Origin of the sequence: Hungatella sp. SB206 (assembly GCF_051132295.1) — a bacterium.
GTDB lineage: Bacteria > Bacillota > Clostridia > Lachnospirales > Lachnospiraceae > Hungatella > Hungatella effluvii.
Window position 1 is genome coordinate 2,270,357 of sequence record NZ_CP096603.1, and the last position, 19,876, is coordinate 2,290,232.

Annotated in this window: 16 protein-coding genes and 1 pseudogene; 14 read left to right on the top strand and 3 right to left on the bottom strand. The window is 49.5% G+C overall.

What is annotated here, in order from left to right; all coding sequences use genetic code 11:
• Positions 1-255 precede the first annotated feature (255 nt).
• The 8 genes and pseudogenes from M1L66_RS09780 (at position 256) to M1L66_RS09815 (ending at position 8,771) form a co-directional block, all read left to right on the top strand.
• Positions 256-792, top strand: a complete 537-nt coding sequence (locus tag M1L66_RS09780; protein ID WP_434692598.1) for a hypothetical protein — start codon at positions 256-258, stop codon at positions 790-792.
• An 87-nt stretch (positions 793-879) separates the two neighbouring features.
• Complete coding sequence (locus tag M1L66_RS09785; protein ID WP_434692600.1) at positions 880-2,058, top strand: hypothetical protein; 1,179 nt, start codon at positions 880-882, stop codon at positions 2,056-2,058.
• A 455-nt stretch (positions 2,059-2,513) separates the two neighbouring features.
• Positions 2,514-3,062: pseudogene (locus tag M1L66_RS09790) on the top strand (collagen-like protein); the annotation flags it as partial.
• Positions 3,063-3,707: 645 nt separating this feature from the next.
• Positions 3,708-4,949 (top strand): IS256 family transposase, encoded by a 1,242-nt coding sequence (locus M1L66_RS09795; protein ID WP_434690811.1) that lies wholly within the window; start codon positions 3,708-3,710, stop codon positions 4,947-4,949.
• A 718-nt stretch (positions 4,950-5,667) separates the two neighbouring features.
• Entirely contained in the window at positions 5,668-6,207 is a 540-nt protein-coding gene (locus M1L66_RS09800) for a DUF4489 domain-containing protein (protein ID WP_110321096.1), read from the top strand.
• A 19-nt stretch (positions 6,208-6,226) separates the two neighbouring features.
• The gene (locus M1L66_RS09805; protein WP_187021775.1) at positions 6,227-6,808 is read left to right on the top strand and encodes a DUF4489 domain-containing protein; all 582 of its coding nucleotides are present in this window, start codon (positions 6,227-6,229) and stop codon (positions 6,806-6,808) included.
• A gap of 23 nt (positions 6,809-6,831) precedes the next feature.
• Positions 6,832-7,560, top strand: a complete 729-nt coding sequence (locus M1L66_RS09810; RefSeq protein WP_187021774.1) for a hypothetical protein — start codon at positions 6,832-6,834, stop codon at positions 7,558-7,560.
• A 122-nt stretch (positions 7,561-7,682) separates the two neighbouring features.
• Positions 7,683-8,771 carry a glycosyltransferase gene (locus tag M1L66_RS09815; protein ID WP_434692604.1) on the top strand — a complete coding sequence of 363 codons (1,089 nt, stop codon included), beginning with the start codon at positions 7,683-7,685 and terminating at the stop codon, positions 8,769-8,771.
• Positions 8,772-8,846: 75 nt separating this feature from the next.
• Here the strand turns inward: M1L66_RS09815 and M1L66_RS09820 are convergent, their stop codons facing one another.
• Both M1L66_RS09820 and M1L66_RS09825 read right to left on the bottom strand, forming a co-directional pair.
• Positions 8,847-9,470, bottom strand: coding sequence for a DUF47 domain-containing protein (locus M1L66_RS09820; RefSeq protein ID WP_002600640.1), 624 nt, complete (start codon positions 9,468-9,470; stop codon positions 8,847-8,849).
• Between the two features lie 71 nt (positions 9,471-9,541).
• Positions 9,542-10,594: an inorganic phosphate transporter gene (locus M1L66_RS09825; RefSeq protein WP_187021922.1), complete on the bottom strand. Its 1,053-nt coding sequence runs from the start codon at positions 10,592-10,594 to the stop codon at positions 9,542-9,544.
• Between the two features lie 271 nt (positions 10,595-10,865).
• Between M1L66_RS09825 and M1L66_RS09830 the strand changes: the two genes are divergently transcribed.
• Entirely contained in the window at positions 10,866-12,233 is a 1,368-nt protein-coding gene (locus tag M1L66_RS09830) for an MATE family efflux transporter (RefSeq protein WP_187021770.1), read from the top strand.
• A 451-nt stretch (positions 12,234-12,684) separates the two neighbouring features.
• Positions 12,685-12,918 carry a hypothetical protein gene (locus tag M1L66_RS09835; RefSeq protein ID WP_434692607.1) on the top strand — a complete coding sequence of 78 codons (234 nt, stop codon included), beginning with the start codon at positions 12,685-12,687 and terminating at the stop codon, positions 12,916-12,918.
• A gap of 72 nt (positions 12,919-12,990) precedes the next feature.
• On the opposite strand, the gene M1L66_RS09840 is transcribed toward M1L66_RS09835, so the two are convergent.
• On the bottom strand, positions 12,991-14,469 hold the full coding sequence (locus tag M1L66_RS09840) for a DUF1846 domain-containing protein (RefSeq protein ID WP_434692610.1): 1,479 nt from the start codon (positions 14,467-14,469) through the stop codon (positions 12,991-12,993).
• A 382-nt stretch (positions 14,470-14,851) separates the two neighbouring features.
• Between M1L66_RS09840 and M1L66_RS09845 the strand changes: the two genes are divergently transcribed.
• The 4 genes from M1L66_RS09845 to M1L66_RS09860 are packed head-to-tail and all read left to right on the top strand — an operon-like array spanning position 14,852 to position 19,856.
• A complete protein-coding gene (locus tag M1L66_RS09845) occupies positions 14,852-15,547 on the top strand; it encodes a TetR/AcrR family transcriptional regulator (RefSeq protein ID WP_434692613.1) in 696 nt (231 codons plus the stop codon).
• Between the two features lies 1 nt (position 15,548).
• Positions 15,549-16,262, top strand: a complete 714-nt coding sequence (locus tag M1L66_RS09850) for an ABC transporter ATP-binding protein (RefSeq protein ID WP_434692616.1) — start codon at positions 15,549-15,551, stop codon at positions 16,260-16,262.
• A gap of 18 nt (positions 16,263-16,280) precedes the next feature.
• Positions 16,281-18,632: an ABC transporter permease gene (locus M1L66_RS09855; RefSeq protein WP_434692619.1), complete on the top strand. Its 2,352-nt coding sequence runs from the start codon at positions 16,281-16,283 to the stop codon at positions 18,630-18,632.
• A 9-nt stretch (positions 18,633-18,641) separates the two neighbouring features.
• Positions 18,642-19,856 carry an efflux RND transporter periplasmic adaptor subunit gene (locus tag M1L66_RS09860; protein WP_434692622.1) on the top strand — a complete coding sequence of 405 codons (1,215 nt, stop codon included), beginning with the start codon at positions 18,642-18,644 and terminating at the stop codon, positions 19,854-19,856.
• The last annotated feature ends 20 nt before the right edge of the window (positions 19,857-19,876 follow it).

Here is a 19,876-nt window from a genome sequence, read left to right on the forward strand (position 1 = left end):
TATTCAGATATATTTCAGCAGATTGCAAATGACTTCAATGTGGTAATATGCCTTTGTGACATAATACAAGCCTCCGCATATAATAGCCTAGGTGTATTAGATCCATCTGTGCGTCTGATTACAGGACGAAACAGCTGGCGCCTGGGAATGGAGTAAATTTAAAATATCGGTTTCGGCTGCATGGCACAATATACCTGGCAGCTCCATTCATGCAGCATATTGATTTGCAGCTTAATCAGGAAAGGAACATGCGTGATGCTTAGGGACAATGATAATGATAACCGCGGACACGGTGATGTGAGGAATTTTGAGAACACCTCTTGTAACAGATGCTGCTGCAAGCGCTGTTGTCCCGTCTGTCCTCCGGAACAGAGGTCCTGTAACTTAAGTGGTGTACAGGTACAGCTGCGCGGGGCGGCCAGAGCGCTTTTAGAGAACAACACCAATGTCGTGTTTGATAAAATGGTAAACCAGTCAAATCCAAGAATCCAATATAATGAAATGACGGGAGAGTTCACATTACCTTCCAATAGAAGCTACTATGTTTCCTGGGAGGTGGCTATTGACGGGTCAGAGACTGTGCAGAGTATTGATTTTTGTGTGGTAGTTAACAATGTCATGATCTCAGTCAGTTCGTCTTCACAGGTAACCTGTCAGCTGTCAGGGACGGCTCTTATTACGACGGGAAAAACACCGGGAAGACTCTCACTTGTAAATATAAGCGGAGATACCGTGAGGTACACGGAGGCTTCGGTACAGGCTAATATTGTGATTGCAGGAATTACTTGCTAGGCGGGTATTTACAAAAACAATTGATCAAATCAGAAGTTTACGCAATGAAACATTGCGATTTATATAGAATTTAGGGATGGTGATATTATGGCTGATATAGGATTACAACTTCAAAATACTATTGCTGATTATATCGCTGTGGGCGGTGCGGTCCTGTTCAATGAGACGCTCGTCAACGATGATCCAAACGTAGTTTATAATCCTGCTGATGGAACAATATCCTTTGTGCAGGAAGGCGAATATTATGTATCTTGGTTTGTGGTGACGAAAACGGGGCTTGGCACATCTGGGCCAAGCTTTTCTATTGTGACCAATGAAGCCACGCCTACGTATTATACGGCTGGAAGCGGTATAAAAACAGGAGAAATATCCGGCTTTGCACTTCTCAATGTAAGTGCCGGATTTAGTTTTACACTTCGAAATGTGACCAATGGTGGTGTTCGGCTTAATGATAATGTAGAAATTATGGCTGGAATTGCAGTAGTCAATATCGGTAAGGGGGGGCCAACTGGCCCGACTGGTGCCACTGGTGCAACCGGAGCGACTGGTGCAACGGGAGTGACCGGTCCTCAAGGAGTTATAGGCCCGACTGGGGCGACAGGAGCTACGGGCCCGCAAGGGGATATAGGTCCAACGGGAGTAACTGGCGCAACGGGGGTGCAGGGAAATACCGGGTCAACGGGAGCGACAGGAGCAACAGGCCCACAGGGAGATATAGGCCCGATGGGGGCAACTGGTTCAACAGGAGCAACAGGACCGCAGGGAGATACCGGGTCAACGGGAGCGACAGGAGCAACAGGCCCACAGGGAGATATAGGCCCGACGGGGGCAACAGGCCCATCAGGAGTGGTTGGTGGTATTCAGCTTGAAGTTAAGAATAGTTCGGGAAACAATGTTGTGGATGGAGGAGTATTTACTTTTGATACAATCTTTGCAAATTTAGCTCCGGATATCACAAATACGGCTGGGACTATAGAAATTACGGCAGAAGGTTTATATTTTGTTGATTGGTGGTTGAATTTAGACGGATCAGGAGATCTCGACTTTGTAGTAGTGAACTTAGTTAATGCTGCGACATCCGCTATAATTGGCGAAAGTTATGCACCGCCATCCATACCGGGACAATTTTATGGGAATGCGATTCTTCAAGTAACGGCTGGTCAATTACCATTTACAATGCAATTGGTAAACCAATCAGGTGCGGCACTGACGTTATCAGATATAACTGTTCAGGCGAGTATGCGTATAGTAGAGGCCAAAGTGTAAGCCATATTTGAATATGGCTAGGAATAAAAGGTTTTAAAAGAGGTGTTATAATGGCTGGTTTAGGATTACAGTTACAAAATACGACGCCCCTTATTGTATCTGCAAATGCTGCAGTAATGTTTAACGAAATATTGGTTAATTCTGATACCAATGTAACGTATAATCCGGCAGATGGTATGATAACGTTTATAAATGCGGGGCAATACTATGTATCATGGTTTGTGACTGTCAAAACAGCACTTGGCGTATTCGGTCCAAGTTTTTCGGTTGTGACTAACGAAACGCCATCCAGTAGTTATAGTGCTGGCAGTGGAATAAAAAATGGAGAGATATTTGGCTCGGCAGTTTTGACAGTTACAGCAGGTTTTAGTATTTCATTAAGAAATGAATTAGCTGCGGAGGTCAGTCTATCAGATGTGGTTCCGGTTAATGCTGGTATCAGTGTATTAAATGCTGGCTCAGCAGGTCCGACTGGTCCTACGGGAGCGACAGGTCCTACAGGGACGATAGGCCTCATAGGAGCGACAGGCCCGACGGGATCAACAGGAGCCACCGGTCCGCAAGGAGCGACCGGAGTGACGGGTCCACAAGGAGCCATAGGTCCGACAGGAGCGCAAGGCGTCATAGGTCCCGCCGGCCCGACAGGAGCGACAGGAGCGCAAGGCGTCACAGGTCCTACCGGCCCGACAGGAGCGCAAGGTGTCATAGGCCCTATCGGCCCGACAGGAGCGTCAGGAACGCAAGGTGTCATAGGTCCCACCGGCCCGACAGGAGCGACAGGAGCGCAAGGCGTCACCGGCCCTATCGGCCCGACAGGAGCGACAGGAGCGCAAGGTGTCATAGGTCCCACCGGCCCTACAGGAGCGACAGGAGCGCAAGGCGTCACCGGCCCCACCGGCCCGACCGGAGCAACGGGACCGCAAGGTGTCATAGGTCCCACCGGAGCGACAGGACCGCAAGGCATCACCGGTCCCACCGGCCCAACAGGTGCCACAGGTCCGACTGTCACCAGCGAAGGTTTTTCAGCATTTCTGTCAACAGCTAGTGTATCTGCCAGCAGTCAGCTAACTGGCTGGTCGGTGGCCGCCCCATACTTCAACAGTGGAAATTTTAATCCGGCGACTGGAAATTATACTGTGCCGGCCACAGGCAGATATATTATAGAAGCGACAATTAACTATGCAACGACAGCGGTAATTACAATCGCACTGGGGGCGGGAATTAACCCTGCATTTGTTGTACAGAGAAGTTCACCGACAGTGACCAGTTTAATTACAGGTTTATTTCCAATCTTAAATGTTAATATTGCGCTGATACTGTCATTAAGAACGATATTGGGCAGCGGAACTGTAACATTGGCTGGCGAGGTACAGCTAAATGCTGGTGATATCATCGGACTTTACTATGTAGCAAACGGACTTACGATCGGGCTGAATTTAGGTGGTTCCGGAAGTGGTATTGTATGGTCCGTAAATCAGATTAATTAGCAGCAATAAACAAAGGAAAAGCAAATGATCTGGATTAAAACAGACCACATAAGTCAGGCGGATTGGGAGTGTAAAATAGAGTGTGTAAGTTCAAAATGAACTTCACACTCTGTTTTCTTGTCAAGATGTGATAAACTAATCAAAGAAAGGTGATATAGTACAATGGCAAGAAGAAAAAGAGATCCAAAGAAAGAGGCATTAGTTAAGGAGATTTTAGACCAGTATCAACCAGAGAGTGTAGGGGAAATGCAGAATGCCCTTAAAGATATCTTTGGCCCCATGTTTGAAGCAATGCTGCAGGGGGAAATGAATGAGCACCTGGGTTATGAAAGTAATGCCCGTGAAGAGAAGGGGGGAACAAACCGAAGAAACGGCTATTCTTCCAAAACATTAAAAACTTCATATGGAGATGTTCCCATCGCGGTTCCACGCGACCGGGAGGCAAGTTTCGATCCGAAGGTAATTCCTAAGCGCTCGACCAATGTTTCCGGTATAGAAGACAAAGTATTGTCTATGTATGCAAAGGGGATGAGTCAGCGCGATATCGCGGCTACCATTGAAGATATCTATGGTTTTGAGATATCTCATGAAACCATATCTGATATCACTGACTGCGTGCTGGAACGGCAGCAAGAATGGCAGAACCGTCCACTGAAAGCGTGCTATCCTTTTGTTTTCGTAGATTGTATGTATGTCACACTCAGGAAAGACTATGAAACAAAAAAATATGCTGTTTACACTATGTTAGGTTATGATATTGACGGGAAAAAGGACATCCTGGGATTGTGGCTAAATGAGACAGAAAGCAAGCACAGCTGGATGCAGATCTTTGATGAAATAAAGAGTCGTGGAGTGGAGGATATATTTTTCCTTTCCATGGATGGTGTAAGCGGTTTAGAGAGCGGAGCAAAGGCAATCTTTAAAGATGTGACGGTCCAGCGCTGCATGGTACATCTAATCCGTAATTCCGTGAAATACATACCCAGCAAGGACTACAAGGCATTTACCAGCCAGTTGAAAAAAGTTTATGGAGCCCCCAGTGTAAAAGCAGCCCGAGCTGAATTTGAGAAGTTAAAGCAAGTATGGAGCGCATATCCAGGAGCCATTGACGTATGGGAAAGAAACTTTGCCCATGTAGAGCAATTGTATGATTACGGAAGTGCGGTCAGAAAAATAATGTATACCACCAATGCTGTGGAAAGTATCCATTCAAGCTTTCGAAAGGTGACAAAACAGGGAGCCTTTCCGAATGAGAATGCAATACTGAAGCTGCTGTATCTACGAATTACAGAGTTATACAAAAAATGGGAAGGAGGCCATGTGCAAAACTGGGCACTGGTAAGAAACCAACTGGATATAGATCCTAAGATTCAGGCAAGAATCAGAAAATACGAAAATGCATAAGTTGTAAGGGTCCAAAATCCATCCATGAAATATAGATGGCTTGATTTTGATACCCAAAATTGGAAGGACTATTTAAATAGTCACAAAACAGGTCTTAAGACCAAGAAAATACCGGTGAGACGCCACCGGTATTTTAAAAATTTAAAATTTACACATTTTACTTGACAAACCCGGCGGATTCTTAAGAATCCGCCTGTTAAGAATACCTTAAACTCTGTTTACGATACCTTCCATTCGTATCTGGATCCACGCCTCACCCCATTTGCTGATTCTCCCTTATTAGCCTTTCAATTCATACCTTAATTTGCTTTTCGGAAAACGTCATAATTCCTCAAAAACTGTCTCCACCCCACCCTTAAATCTGCTTCACCCCTGAAAAAATCTGCCTCCACTCCCCCAAAAAATCTGTTCCCAGATCCCCCCTAAACCTGCCACCACGCCCCCAAAAAAATCTGTCCCCAGATCCCCCTCCCCAACCTGCCGCCAATCCAAAAAAATTCTGCCTCTCAATCCCCCCAAAATCCCCTCCTCTCCCATATCCTGGCCGCCCAATCAAGTTGTCTCCGAGTCCCCATCACCTCAATGCCGCCCCTTGTCCCCACCATCCAAAGGACAGGCAAGATGCCCAAATCCCGATATGTCACCTTTTTCCATTTTTTAAATATACTGTAGTATACCATCAGGGTATTAATAAAAGAAATAATATGGAGGTTCCATTATGAGTGATATGAACTATAATAACTGTGAGTGTGATCAGAGAGAATCCTGCGATTGTGACTGCAAATGTTACTGTGAATGTGAAAGATGCAGAGCTCTCGCTCCGAACAGAACAACATTAAAATGCGGCTGTCCTGGTGCGGTGACTCTTCCTCTGGCAACGATTGCAGGAACTAATTTTACAGTTGCTACAACAACTGTAGATACAAAAGGATTCCGTAAACCTTGCATTAAGTTTGAATTTGCCAGCAATATTGTTACTACGGCGGCAGTTCTTTCCCTGAATTTCCAGATTTTCAAACAGTGTAAAAATCAGCTGGTTCCGATTCCGGTTGGTCCTGTCTGGACGTTCTCCCGCCTCGTTGCTGTTACTGCGAGTGATTCATTCTCATTTTTCGTATGTGACTGCGATATCTGCGAGGCAGAATGCTGCACTTACAGTGTAGTTGCAACTGTTGCAGGTGTTGCAACGGTTGGTGTTACTTCTATTAACAATGCGACTCTTGGAGCTATTGTTGTCGATAACGCTACCGGTTGCTAATTAGCTAAAAGGAGCAGCAATGTATTACAGGCTATTTGGACATGGTTGTCAAACAGGTTCCAGAACATGTAACTGCATTCCCCCGAAATTCAATCAGCCAAGATATAATGTGGGGCAATACCCTTTCCCCCAAATGAAACAGCGCCCGCATTCTTCTGAAGATGTATGCCGTAAAGAAAATATGTTCATTAAAAACGCTGATTTTGGGGGAGTTGTCCTGCCTGAAGGAACAGATAAGAGAGCCACATTTCATGTGGCTTCTCTTAGTTTGGATACCTCTGGTTATAAAAATATACTGATCCATTTGGCTTTTTCCTGTAATATCATTGCTGAGAAACTAAAACTGCGGCTGAGATTTCAAATTTTGAGGCAGGAAAGCGGTCAGGGGGTAACTGTTCCAGTCAGTGCAGGGATCTTATACGATCGGGATAAAGTATGTTCGGAGGCGAATAGTTTTACGCTGTCTGTGTATGACCACAGTGCAGCGGCAGAAAGACGTTGCGTCTATAGCGTCTTAGTGGATATTGAAGAATTCGATACGGGGGGAAGCGCAATAATAGCAAATCCTACATTAATTGCAACAGTTGTAGGAGAAGTGTGATTTCGTTTTTGGAAGGATACATTATGTCAGGAAAAAACCAGGAAACTCAGTATAAGATTTCTAACATACAGATAAAAGATGGTCTCATAAGCTGGGAAAATCATACGGTGCGGTCATCAGGGATTTCCCAGGTATGGCTGGGGGAGCTGACGGTGAAACCGTTTCCGGCGGAACTGTTTCTTATCCTTTTATTTATAGCATTAGCGGGTACGCATGTTGTGTGCATGTTGATCGCCCTGGCTGCCTCTGTCGCTGTGTGGCTGCTGTACCATCGTACCGGCAGCGCAGAGAAAATGGTTCATATGAAGCTTCTGAACGGAGATATTATTTCTTTTTCAGCTCATGATGAGGATTCCATAGTCGGATTTTACGAGGCTGTTAAACGTTTGACAGAGGATGGCAGTGCCTCAGAGATTCTGTTTGATGAAAATGGAAAGGCAGTAAAAAGCTCAGAGGAAGACACCACTAAGGATACGACACCAGCTAAAGTAAAAGCCGTCAACAGAAATGCGGTAAGCGGGCCGCTGGCCCAGGAACTGCAGGTGTTATATGAGAACTATTCGAAGAAGGAAGATGCGGACAGTGAGATTTTAGCTTTTATTGATGAGATGATCGGCTTGACTGAATCCGGTGACCGGAGCGGTCTGACAGCGGCTTATAAGAAATTTGTTACAATGGGGCTGATCAGTGAGTGTAATGAGCTTGGCCTCGATAAGATCATTCAGGAAATAAAAGCCAGCATCTATCAATAGCAGAAGGAAGTATGAACACAGCCGGACTGAACCGAAAGGTTCGTTCCGGCTGTGTTTTGCATATGATAACCGTAAGAGCCTATACGTATTTTGCGGACAAAAATCAGAAAGGATGAGATAAAATGGCGACGGTGAGCCTGTGTATGATTGTACGGAATGAGGAGGATGTTCTGGGGCGGTGCCTGGAGAGTGTAAAAGATATCGTGGATGAAATCATCATTGTGGACACGGGGTCCACGGACAGGACAAAGGAAATTGCCGGCCGGTTTACGAACACGGTATACGACTTTCCGTGGATTGATGATTTCTCGGCAGCGCGCAATTTTTCCTTTTCAAAAGCGACTATGGATTATCAGATGTGGCTGGATGCGGATGACGTGATCGAAGAAGAGGACAGGAAGAAATTTCAGCAGATGAAAGAGGAGCTGGATGGGAGCACGGATGTCGTCATGATGCCGTATCAGGTGGCCTTCGACCAGAAGGGGAACCCCACCATGACGTATTACCGGGAGCGCCTTCTGAAACGAAGCAGGAGATTTCTCTGGCAGGGAGCGGTTCACGAGGTAATCACACCGGCCGGGGCCATCCTTTATGGCAAGGCGGCCGTCTGCCACAGAAAGCTGCACCCTTCGGATCCCGACCGCAATTTGAAGATCTATGAGACCATGAAAGAACATGGAGGGATCACGGATCCCAGACATCAGTTTTACTATGCCAGGGAGCTGTTCTATCATGGGCGTTATGAAGAGGCTGCGGCCATGTTTCTAACATTTCTGGAAGAGGGGAGAGGATGGATTGAAAATAATATCAGTGCCTGTCTGGATCTCTCCCATTGCTACGCCAGAATGGGAAAACGGGAAGAAGCCCTTCAGGCATTGTTCCGAAGCTTTCGTTACGACCTGCCCCGCCCGGAACTCTGCTGTGAGGCGGGAAAATGGTTTATGGAACAGGGGGGAAGCGACAAGGGTAACTTAAAACAGGCTGTTTACTGGTATCTGCGGGCGAAGGATCATAAGACCAATGAGGAAAGCGGCGCCTTCGTGAATCCGGACTGCAGTGATTTCATACCGGATATTCAGCTCTGCGTCTGCTATGACAGGCTGGGAGAAAGGGAAAAAGCGTTGGAGTACCATGAGAAGTCCAAAAAGAAAAAGCCGGATCACCCGGCCGTTCTGTTCAATGAAGCTTACTTTGCAGGAAAGGGAATGTGAAATACCGCCCCCTTTCGGATTTTTGCAGGAAGGACACAGGGACGCTGAAGAGTCATTCTCCGGCGCCCTGTACCATCAGCTGTTTTTCAATATTACCAGTTCCACCGAATCGGCCACGTGTTCACACATGTCGCAGCATTTTTCAAACCGGTCATAGATTGTGGTCCAGGACAGGATTTCCACGGCATCCGGACGCTCCGTGTGAAGGCGGTGCATGGCTTCTGTATAGAGGCGGTCTCCGATTTCTTCCAGATGGTTGATCTCAATGATCTTTTCCCTTATGGTTTTCGATTTCCGGAAATGAGGGAACTCGTCCATCAAATCCTGAAGCGCAGCACAGCACTGTGCCACAATACGGGAAAATTCCAGGGCATCCGGCCTCAACTCATGAATGTTAAACATGTAGAGGCGCAGCAGCACATCCTCGATGCTGTCTGTCACATCATCGATCGCGCTGGTGAGACCCAGAATGTCTTCGCGCTCCAGGGGAGTGATGAATTCCCGGATCAGCTTTTCCATCGCCTGGTGTTTGGTCAAATCGGCCTGGTGCTCCAGTTCGTGCATGGTATCAATCTGCTGATTTAACACGGAGGCATCAAAGTGCTCCAAATCGTTCTGCAGCTGCGCCGCCGCTTCAACTGCATACCGGACGCCTTCCTGAAGCAGTTCAAAATATAAATGATCTCGTTTTCCTGTCATGATTCTGACTCCTTTTCTATTTGCTGTTTATAGTTTGATCGTTATTTATCTCTTGATATCTTCCATTTTGCCTAAAAGATCCAGAGAAACAGTTTTGCCATGAAAAAGCCGATGATACCGCAGCCGGGAAAAGTTAAGACCCAGGTAAGGACCATCTCCTTCACGACGCCCCAGTCCACACAGGAGATCCGCTTTGCGGCTCCCACGCCCATGATGGCGGTGGTCTTCGTGTGCGTGGTGGAGACCGGAATCCCTGCGATGGAGGATAAGAAGAGGCAAAAGGCCCCGGCTAAGTCGGCGGCAAATCCCTGATATTTCTCCAGCTTCACCATGTCCATGCCTACCGCCTTGATGATGCGGTAACCACCGATGGAGGTGCCGAGCGCCATGACAATACTGCACAGTACCATCAGCCAGACCGGAATGGAGAAATGGCCTTCACCCACATTTCCCTGGGCCAGGAAGATTCCAAGCATGAAGACACCCATGAATTTCTGGCCGTCCTGAGCGCCGTGCATGAAGGCCATGGCGGCTCCGCCGGCAATCTGGGCGCCGCCGAAGAAGTGGTTTGTCTTTCTGCGGTCGCGGTCCCGGAAGAGCAGTTCCACCAGCCGGACAGAGATCCAGCCGGAGACGAAGCCGAGAACGGTTGAGAGCAGGAGGCCATAGAGAACCTTGACCCACTCGGACGCATTGATTCCGTCTACGCCGTTATGCAGGGCGATCGCGGCTCCCGACAGGCCGGCGATCAGGGCGTGGCTTTCGCTGGTCGGGATTCCGAACCACCATGCGGCCACGGCCCATGCGACGATGGCGGTCAGTCCGGCGCAGAGCGCAATCAGCGCCTGGTGGCTGTCGCCTCCGAAATCGACCATATTGTAAATGGTGGAGGCCACACTCTGATTGAGCATAGTCATGAGAAAAACTCCAAGAAAATTGAAAAGGGCCGCCATCAGAATCGCATACTTTGCGGTGATGGCCCGGGTAGAGACGCAGGTAGCGATGGCGTTAGGGGCGTCGGTCCAGCCGTTGACCAAAATAACGCCCAGCGTCAGAACCGTGGTAACGGCAAACGCCGGGCTGGACGAGAGTCCTGTTAAAAAATCAGATATGGGGATTGTCATACCATTCATGTCTTACCTCACTTTACGTGGATTTTAATGTTTCTTTACTTCGATTATAACGGACTGACGTGAAAAATCTATAGAAAATGAAAAGCTTAACGCCGATTTTACAAAGGATAAAAAAATGTTAAGACGAGGCGGCGAAAGGGAAGAAGGAATATTAACAAACTGCTAAAATTGGAAAAATCAGGATGCAGGACCGGATAAACTGTGCTATAGTAAGAAATTGTGACATTTTAATTGATACAGAAAAGAAAGAGATGTGTGGAACATGAAAACTGGAATATTGAAAACGGGCGCGGCCGAACGCCGTGAACTGATCCTGAACGGCAGCATCGTAAGAACCTTGATGATGCTGTCGTTTCCGACCCTGATGATGAGCGTGGTGCAGTCCCTGATGCCGCTGTCCGACGGTCTCTTCATCAATAATGTAGCGGGTACGCTGGTGGCCAGCGCCGTTACATACAGCGAGCCGATCATAAACATGATGACCGCGCTGGCCCAGGGCTTAAGCGTGGCCGCCATGGCCATCATCGGGCAGACCTTCGGCCAGGGGAATTTTAAGCGGGTTAAGCATATCAGCACTCAGACCGTGGTGTTTGCATTCTGCCTCGGCCTGTGCATCGCGCCGCTTCTGGTGCTCATCGCGTTTCCAATATCGGGCCATGTGGATCAGGAAATCTCTCATAATGTCTGGCTTTATATCGCCTTATATGCCATGGTTCTTCCATTTTCCTTCCTGGAAAGCATTTATAATGCTATTATGAATGCAACCGGGCGGCCGGAAGCGACATTTATCCGGATGGTTTTAATGCTGGTATTAAAAATAACTTTCAATGTAGTCTTTATCGTGTGGCTCCGCCTGGGGATTGTGGGCTGTGTCATGGCTTCGCTCTGCGCCAATATGCTCATCTGTATCTGGATGTTCTATGAGCTGTTTATCCAGAAGGGAGAGAACCAGCTGACCCTGAAGGGCTTTCGGTTTGACGGAGTCCTGATCCATCAGCTGATCCGCGTCGGCATCCCGGCCATGGTGACCAGTCTGATGCTGAATTTTGGCTTCTTCCTCATCAACAACGAGACCCAGAAATACGGACCCGTCGTCTTAAACGGTCAGGGAATTGCCAACAACATCACGTCAGTATGCTTTAACCTGCCCAGCTCCTTCGGCGCTGCCATCACAACCATGGTGAGTATGAACGTGGGCGCGGGACAGGGCGCGCGGGCGAAGAAATGTACAGTGACCGGATGCGTGGCAAGTATGATCACGGCTGTCCTTATTATTTCCATTATAGTACCGGCCTCCTCCCATTTAACGACCCTGTTTACGCGCCAGCAGGATGTGCTGGAGATCGCAAATCACGCGTTACATATTTACACGTATTCCGTAGTCGGTTTCGGAATCTGCATGGTAGTTCAGGGAGCATTTATCGGCCTCGGAAAGACAAAGGTTCCAATGGTGGTGGGGCTGCTGCGAATATGGCTGCTCCGTTACCTGTTTATACTGGCAACGGAAAGCTTCCTCGCCTATTATTCCGTATTCTGGGGGAATTTATTCTCCAACTATATGGCGGCGGCGATCTCCATTGTCCTGCTGCTTCGGGTAAAATGGAAATCCGCATTGCAGGAAAATGAATAAGTGGTTGTAAGTTTATCCTGATTGCTTGACAGAAAATGGTGTGTAATGCTAAGTATTCTGTTATAATATCTTTGTCCAGGAAGAGGTCGATGAGATGCCAGTTCCTTATTGGGCTAATACCAGTGCGGACAGCATCGTAAAAAATTTGATAAAGAAGGCTGGTCTTTCGACGAAGAAAGGAATTTTCTTTTCTTTACCGGTTATCTGACGAAAGTGTCCCGCAGACTGGATAAGGTGACCTGGTATGTAACTCTGGCTGTCCCGAATCTGGAGGTGGAGTATATATATAGAAATACGATTACCTCATGGTTTCATGAGGAAATGAAGGAAAGGGATCTTTCTGTTATGTATCAGGCTATGCAGACTGGAGATATCGGTATATATCAAACGGAATTGTCCAGGCTGCTCCAGATCAGTATTAGTTATATGGATTCGAAGGAAGCTTTCTATCATGGCTTTTTTGCGAAGCCTGAATGTAAGCTGTCCGCCAATTGTATTGGGACTGAAGGTGTCAGAAACCTACAAGGGACTGGATCAGGCCAGTGACAGGGCTTTGGCTCAGATCAGAGATAAAGCGTATGATTCCTGGCTGCCGGAAGAATGTTATACGGAAGTATGGAACTATGGAATTGCTTTCTACAGGAAGCAATGCCGGATAAAAGCAGAGCACCGTTTTTTACCGTAACCAGATCATAGTCTTATTGAAAGAAGCCGCCGCCCGGATGATTGAGAAATCATCCGGGCGGCGGCTTCAATATTAATGGTAAATCTTTTTCTCCTCATAGATCGGTTCGCATGTCAGATTGACGCCCAGCTTCTTGAATATCTTCGTATCCACGTCGGAGAGCAGGACGGAAGTGTGAACTTCGCGGCCCTTTAGCTTTGGAAGCTGCTCTAAGGCGACCTGTGCGTTGTGATCGGTGGCCGCGCTGGCTGACAGGGCGATCAGCACCTCGTCGGTGTGGAGACGCGGGTTCTTGCTGCCCAGGTAATTGACCTTTAACTTCTGGATCGGTTCGATGGCAGAAGGTGCGATCAGATGAATGTCATGAGAAATGTTACCCAGCACCTTGACCACATTTAACAGGAGGGCCGCGGAGGCACCGAGAAGATTAGTGGTCTTGCCGGTGATGATGGTTCCGTCATCCAGCTCCATGGCTGCCGCCGGGGAGCCGGTCTTTTCCGCCCGCTCGTTGGCTGCTCCGACCACGCGTCTTAAGTCGGTGGTAATCTTGGCCTGCTTCATCAGAAGCTCGATCTTATATACCTCATCCTTGCTGCCCATATCCTTGGCCAGGCGGGCCAGCGCCTGATAGTAGCGCCGAATAATTTCCTGACGGGAAGCCTCGGTACAAACCTCGTCATCCATAATACAGCATCCGACCATATTGACACCCATGTCGGTAGGAGACTTGTAGGGGCATTCGCCGTAGATTCCCTCGAAAATGGCGCTTAACACCGGGAAAATCTCCACGTCGCGGTTGTAGTTTACCGTGGTAACACCGTAGGCGTCGAGATGGAAGGGGTCGATCATGTTGACGTCATTTAAATCGGCGGTAGCCGCTTCATAGGCTAAGTTTACCGGATGCTTTAAGGGGATATTCCAGATTGGGAAGGTCTCAAACTTGGCGTATCCGGCCTTGATGCCGCGCTTGTTCTCATGGTAGAGCTGGGAAAGGCAGGTGGCCATCTTTCCGCTTCCCGGTCCCGGTGCCGTGATGATGACGAGCGGCTTCGCTGTTTCGATATAATCATTTCTGCCGTATCCCTCGTCGCTCACAATCAGAGATACGTTGCTGGGATATCCGTCTATGATGTAGTGGCGGTAGACACGGATGCCGATTTTCTCCAGCTTGCTCTTGAAGAGATCGGCTGCCTTCTGTCCGGAGTACTGGGTGATGACGACACTGCCGACATAGAGCCCCCGGTCCGTGAAGGACTGAATCAGGCGGAGCACATCCACATCGTAGGTGATGCCGAGATCGTGACGTATCTTGTTCTTCTCGATGTCTGCGGCATTGATGGCGATGATGATCTCGGCCTGGTCGGCGAGCTGCATCAGCATGCTTAACTTGCTGTCAGGTGCGAATCCTGGAAGGACTCTGGAGGCGTGATAATCATCAAATAATTTTCCGCCGAATTCCAGATACAGCTTATCGCCGAACTGGTTAATCCGCTCCCTGATGTGCTCAGACTGCAGCTGCAAGTACTTGTTGTTATCAAATCCGATTTTCATGTTCGTACCCCTTTTTATTCTTTAGAATCTATGTCCTCAGAGGCTGTTTACCCGCAAAAAAGCACGCAAAAAGCCCCCATATCGTTAAAAACGACGGGTTCCTGCTCATAATACTTACCGATTGTATCATAAAACGAATGAAATTACCACGGTTATTTCGTTCTCCATAGGGTAAACTTACAAAGTTATGAAGAATCGTGGTTCCTCATGAGGCCGAAATCCCGGCTAAAGTTATTGACGAAAGCAGCTTTTCATAAATTTTTCCGTTTCTGAGAAAAAATGATTGTTTAAAGGTCTTGCAGGGGGTTGTAAAATACAGTCAATGCGATACAATAAAGCTGACCAGATCGGTTAAACCAAACAGGTTAAGGGGGTCAGGAAGATGAATGAACAGTTTTATGAGCTTCCTCAGGAAAAACAGCTGCGGATCATCAATGCCGGGCTGGAGGTATTTTCAAAAAATGATTACAGACATGCGGTGACGGACGAGATCGCGAGAAAAGCAGGGATATCCAAGGGGCTGTTATTCTATTATTTTCACAATAAAAAGTCACTGTACCTGTATCTGTTCGATTACTGCGCCAGTCTTATCATGAACCAGGTTATGGGAGATGGGCCAGGCGGCAGCGGAGATGAACCCGCCAGCGGCGGAAATGAGTCCGGCGGCAAGGCGGCCAGATGGGAGACAGTCACCGATTTTTTCGAGCTTCTGGAGATGGCGGCGGAGGCCAAGATCAAAGTGCTGGAGAAGACGCCTTATCTGGCTGATTTCATGGTGCGGGGGTATTACTCTGAAGACGGAATCGTAAAGGAAGACTTAAACCGGGCGACGATGGAGGCGGTTTCGTCTGCCTTTAAGAAGTATTTCAGAAATGTGGACTACAGCAGGTTTAAGCCGGATGTCCCACCGATGGAAATCTACGAGATGCTGGTCTGGCTGACAGAGGGATACCTGCATGACAAGCGGAAATCCAACGCGTCCATTTCCATAAAGGAAATCATGGAAAAGTTCTATGTCTGGGAAAAATGGCTGAAGCAGATCGCTTATAAAGAAGAATATCAGAAAATGGAGGCATAGAATGGCAGCAGGAAAAACGGTAATCAAAGCGGATCATCTCTCCGTCCGGTATGAAGGGGAGGGCGTGGCGGTGGATGCCTTAAAGGATGTCACCTTCGAGGTGGAACAGGGAGAATTTATCGTGGTACTGGGGCCCTCCGGCTCCGGGAAGAGTACCCTTCTAAATATAGTAGGCGGGATGGATAAGCCCACAGGCGGTGAGATATGGTACAAGGACAGAGAATTGACGGGATATACGGCGGACCAGCTCTCCGACTACCGGAAGGATGTCGTAGGCTTCGTATTTCAGTTTTTCAATCTCATCCCCTCCTTAAATGCCATAGAAAATGTGGAGCTGGCGGCCAGCATTGTGAAGGAGCACATGGACCCGAAGGAGGTGCTCGCCATGGTGGGGCTGGGCGGCAGAGAGAGACACTTTCCGGCTCAGCTGTCAGGAGGAGAACAGCAGCGGGTCTCCATCGCCAGGGCCATTGTTAAAAAGCCAGATCTTCTTTTGTGCGATGAGCCGACGGGGGCGCTGGACAGCAAAAACAGCGTGGCCATCGTAAGACTTCTTATGGAGGTGGGCAAAAGCTTAAAATGCCCCGTCATGACCATCACTCACAACGCGGAGATGGCCCGTGTGGCGGACCGCGTCTTCCACATGAAGGACGGAAGGCTGGAGCGTATCACTGTCAATGAGCATCCATGCCAGGCGGAAGAACTGGACTGGTAGCGGCGGAAAGGGACGGATATGACGAAACTTTTATTGAAAAAAATGATTCGCGACATGAAGCGATCCATGACGGCTTACATACTGTGCATCCTGATCGTTGCCATCGGTTTCTGCGGTTTTACCGTGCTGGAGCTGTGCTACGACAATCTGGCCGAATCCCGTGATATGTTCTTTTCTCAGTCCGAATTCTGCGACGGCTTTGCCGAGGTAACCGATTCCCCCGTCTCCGAGGCGGGAATCTTAAAGAGGATTCCCGGAATCGACACGGTGCAGGCCCGGCTCGTGAAGGACACGAGGGTATACGGATACGAAGAGGATGTGGAGCTCCATCTCGTATCCTGGTCGGAGGGCGAGATGAACCGTCCGGTCTTATCCCGCGGCACGCTGCCGGAAGAGGGAAAAAAGGAGATCGTTATCGGCGACGGCATCGCGAAGGCCAGAAATTTAAATCCGGGGGACACGGTGGAGATTGTCGTGGAAGGTAAGCGGGTCCCCATGGAGATCACGGGAATCGGCCTGACGCCGGAAAACATCTACATGATCCGCAATATGAACGAGCTGTATCCCAGCCCGGCCGTGTACGACGCGGCGTTTACCTCATATCGGACCATGGCCCAGCTGTTTGGCCAGGAAGGCCATGGTAACAGCTTTTTGTTTAAGCTGGAGCCCAGCAGCGACTGGGAGGCAGTGAAGGACCAGATCGAACAGACGCTTACGCCCTACGGCCTCATTTCCCATTATGCCAGTGAGGACCAGTTGGCAGTCTCCGTGGTAGGGGAAGAAATCAAGCAGTTGGAGAAAATGTCCGGCGTGGTGCCGTTCCTCTTTCTGACCGTGGCGGGAGTGATTCTCTATATCACGCAGAGCCGTATGGTGGAGCAGCAGCGGACCCAGATCGGAACCCTGATGGCTATTGGAATCCCATTGAGGAAAATAAGACTCCATTACATGGGCTTCGGAGCGGTGACCGGTTTGCTCGGCGGACTGTTCGGCGGGCTTCTGGGATATGCCCTGGCGGATCCCATGGCGGGCTTTTACCGGGTATACTTTAACCTGCCGGACGTGACGGCTCCGCTTTCGGTGTCTTATCTGCTGGAAGGCATCCTGCTGGCGGGGATCTTCTGCTCCGGCACCTCCTGGATTATCGCCGGTGTGATCGGAAAGATGAAGCCCGCCCAGGCGCTGCGTCCCCCGTCACCCAAGTCAGCCAGACAGTCATTTTTGGAGCGGATTCCGGGGTTTTTAAATCTCTTTACGGTTCCGGGCGTTATGGCGCTTCGAAGCCTTTCCAGAAACAGACGGCGGACGGCCATGTCGGTGGCCGGCATCGCCTTTGCCTATATGATTACGGCTACTCTGGTGTCCATGAACTCCCTGTTTGACGTCTTTATCTTCGATTACTGGGAGAAGACCCAGAGACAGGACATCATGGTTCAGTTTGAGCAGCCGGTCCTTTTAGAGGAGGCCCTGGAGGCGGTAAAACATCCGCAGGTGGAAATCACGGAGGGGATGATGGAATTTGCGGTCACCCTGTCGGGGCCGGGAGGGAAGACGGACTGCACCATCCAGGCCATTTCGCCGGAGGCTTCCCTCACAAGGCTGTACAAAGAGGACGGAAGCCGCGCGTATCCGGAGGAAGAGGGCATCGTGATATCGGAGCACATGGCGAACGTCATGGGCGTGAAGAAGGGGAGCACCATAGAGGTAAAGGTTCCCTATCCCAAGGAGCGGGTCAGCCGCGTCACAGTGACGGACACAATCGCCCAGTATATGGGGAGCTCCGCCTATATGTCCTTTGACAGCGCCAGCAGGATCAGCGATTACCGCAATGTGTGCACGACCGTTCTCCTGAAGGCCCCGCTCACGGTTTTAGAGGAACTGCGGGAGCGTCTCGAGGATGCGGCCGCTGTGTCCGGAATCCAGAGCCGCCAGGACAGACTTTCCCAGTACCGGTCCATGATGGGGAGCATGAGCGCCATCATGGCCTCCATGTCCATGCTGGGCGTTATCATCAGCTTTGCGGTCATCTATATCAGTTCCCTGATCAGCTTCGAGGAACTGAAGCGGGAGCTGTCCACCCTGATGATGCTGGGATTAAAGAGTAAGGAGTGTCTCGATGTGATCTCCACGGGACAGTGGCTGCTGGCCGCGGGCGCGGTGCTCATCGGAATTCCCATGTCCATGGGGGCCAGCCAGCTGATCTCGGTCTCTATGGCTTCGGATATGTATACAATTCCCAGCTTTATCGACGGAAAGGCGCTGCTGCAGGCCATTGGGCTGACCGCCGTCTCTGTCGGGTTCAGCTCCATGATGATGCTTCGAAAACTGAAAAAAATAGTTCCGGCAGACCTTCTGCGGGAACGGGAATAGAGGTGCAGGATGAAAAGAAAAGTGAAATGGATATTTCTTGCGGCCATTGCCGTGATCAGTATCGGCGCGTATGCGGCGGTGCTCTTAAAACCCGTGGAAGCTACCGCAGAGCAGGCGGTAAAAGGAAACCTGGAGAGTCAGTTTACCGTTTCGGCCTCCATTCTACCCGTATCAGGCATGGTGCTTAATTCCGTTACCGCGGGCAATGTCTCGGAAATCCCGTATTTGCCGGGAATGGAGGTCAAGGAGGGGGAGTTCCTTTTAAAGACGGATACTGCCTCCCAGACGACGCTGGACATTCAGAGAGAGCAGTTTAAGCAGCAGTTAAGCGCGGCCCGTCAGGAGTACGACCGTCTCTACGGTTCCAATGGTTCGGCAGCGGCGGCCCTTAAGGCGGCGGAAAGCGAATACCGCCTTGCGAAGAAGAATTACGACAACGGGGTGGTGCTGGCGCAGCAGGGCGGCTTCATCGCCCAGTCGGACCTGGATTCCTTAAAGACCCAGCTGGATCTGACTTACCAGAAATACACGCAGGCGAAGGAAGATAATTCCGAGGAGCAGAAGGCGCATTCCCAGGAGCAGATTGCTTCCTTCGAAAGGCAGCTGGCCCTTCTCGATGATACCGTGAATCCCGGTGCAGTAAAGATGCCATACGACGGCGTCCTGTGGGAGGTGTACACGGAGGAAGGCGCCTATCTGTCGCCCAACCAGCCGGTGGTGAAAATCTACCGCCCGGACAGCATGAAGCTTTCCGCCTCCGTTCTGTCGGAGGATGCGGCCGCATTGACACCCGGGCTTAAGGCGAAAGTCATTTACGCCGACGGGAGCGAGGGGGAAGCCGAGGTGAGCTTCATCGCGAAGACTGCCGAGAAACAGATGTCTTCCATCGGCCTGGAAGAGAACCGGTGTACCGTAGAGTTAAAGCCCGCAGCACTTCCGGAGCACGCGGGAGCAGGCCAGACGGCGGAGGTATCCTTTCATGTCGTGATCGCCCCGGAGGTCTTTTCCGTACCTGCCGCGGCCGTAATACCGGCGGAGGATGGAAGCGCTGTCTATCTCATACAGAATGGGAAAGCGGTATTAAAACCTGTGGAAACCGGAAGAAGAGAGGGCGGCCGGGTAGAAATTATTTACGGACTGGAAGATGGGGATATCGTGGCCTCCGACCCATATAATGATAATGTAGAGAAGAACGGCCGGGTAAAAGCCGTCTTAAAAGAATAATCGGGAGCGCTCTTTACAAC

Excerpts from the sequence above, each read along its gene's own strand:
- M1L66_RS09780 (WP_434692598.1), top strand. The coding sequence starts at position 256 with ATGCTTAGGGACAATGATAATGATAACCGCGGACACGGTGATGTGAGG.
- M1L66_RS09785 (WP_434692600.1), top strand. The coding sequence starts at position 880 with ATGGCTGATATAGGATTACAACTTCAAAATACTATTGCTGATTATATC.
- M1L66_RS09795 (WP_434690811.1), top strand. The coding sequence starts at position 3,708 with ATGGCAAGAAGAAAAAGAGATCCAAAGAAAGAGGCATTAGTTAAGGAG.
- M1L66_RS09800 (WP_110321096.1), top strand. The coding sequence starts at position 5,668 with ATGAGTGATATGAACTATAATAACTGTGAGTGTGATCAGAGAGAATCC.
- M1L66_RS09805 (WP_187021775.1), top strand. The coding sequence starts at position 6,227 with ATGTATTACAGGCTATTTGGACATGGTTGTCAAACAGGTTCCAGAACA.
- M1L66_RS09810 (WP_187021774.1), top strand. The coding sequence starts at position 6,832 with ATGTCAGGAAAAAACCAGGAAACTCAGTATAAGATTTCTAACATACAG.
- M1L66_RS09815 (WP_434692604.1), top strand. The coding sequence starts at position 7,683 with ATGGCGACGGTGAGCCTGTGTATGATTGTACGGAATGAGGAGGATGTT.
- M1L66_RS09820 (WP_002600640.1), bottom strand. The coding sequence starts at position 9,470 with ATGACAGGAAAACGAGATCATTTATATTTTGAACTGCTTCAGGAAGGC.
- M1L66_RS09825 (WP_187021922.1), bottom strand. The coding sequence starts at position 10,594 with ATGACAATCCCCATATCTGATTTTTTAACAGGACTCTCGTCCAGCCCG.
- M1L66_RS09830 (WP_187021770.1), top strand. The coding sequence starts at position 10,866 with ATGAAAACTGGAATATTGAAAACGGGCGCGGCCGAACGCCGTGAACTG.
- M1L66_RS09835 (WP_434692607.1), top strand. The coding sequence starts at position 12,685 with ATGGCTTTTTTGCGAAGCCTGAATGTAAGCTGTCCGCCAATTGTATTG.
- M1L66_RS09840 (WP_434692610.1), bottom strand. The coding sequence starts at position 14,469 with ATGAAAATCGGATTTGATAACAACAAGTACTTGCAGCTGCAGTCTGAG.
- M1L66_RS09845 (WP_434692613.1), top strand. The coding sequence starts at position 14,852 with ATGAATGAACAGTTTTATGAGCTTCCTCAGGAAAAACAGCTGCGGATC.
- M1L66_RS09850 (WP_434692616.1), top strand. The coding sequence starts at position 15,549 with ATGGCAGCAGGAAAAACGGTAATCAAAGCGGATCATCTCTCCGTCCGG.
- M1L66_RS09855 (WP_434692619.1), top strand. The coding sequence starts at position 16,281 with ATGACGAAACTTTTATTGAAAAAAATGATTCGCGACATGAAGCGATCC.
- M1L66_RS09860 (WP_434692622.1), top strand. The coding sequence starts at position 18,642 with ATGAAAAGAAAAGTGAAATGGATATTTCTTGCGGCCATTGCCGTGATC.